Source organism: Vibrio sp. 2033 (assembly GCF_033339735.1).
This window is the reverse complement of the sequence record NZ_JAWOVC010000782.1, coordinates 1-527: the sequence shown is the minus strand read 5'-3', so window position 1 is coordinate 527 and position 527 is coordinate 1. Positions and strand designations below refer to the sequence as shown.

Below are 527 nucleotides of genomic sequence, written 5' to 3'. Positions count from 1 at the left end.
CATCGCGACCAATTTGGTGGCAATGCCCTTTGTTTTAGGAAGTTAACCACCGACTCCGAATTAGAATGGTATTGTTGGTCCGGCGCTGCCAGAGCGTTCAGTTTTGTCTCTACTGAAAATGGATAGTCGTATTCGTGTGGTACGATATTGCACTCTTGAAGTCGGACTGATGAACACGATTGATTGATCACTCCAAGCAAGCTGCGTCTGATAGAAAACTCACCAAAAAAAGCTAATAGCGGAAGGGCTTGTTTCAATAATGCTATCGGCATTTGTGTTGGAATATCGTAAAAGTAACTCAATGACTCTAGCAATTTTAGGTGCGCTTCTGCCGCGCGAGACTCGACGAGAAGTAGCTTGCACTGCATGAGCTGCTTAAAAGCTAATAGATTGACTTGCTGCTCTTTACCCAACTGCTTTTGCGTGAGTAAACAGAGTTCATTCAGTTGAACAAGCACTTTCCTCTTGGAATGAATATGAGTAAGCGTTTTAAAATGGTCGCTGACTAAATCAACGTAAGAAGAAAG

Annotated in this window: 1 pseudogene; it reads right to left on the bottom strand. The window is 42.9% G+C overall.

Annotated features, from left to right (window positions below):
- Nucleotides 1–458 (bottom strand): annotated as a pseudogene (locus R7P74_RS29065) (response regulator); the annotation flags it as partial.
- Nucleotides 459–527: the final 69 nt, after the last annotated feature.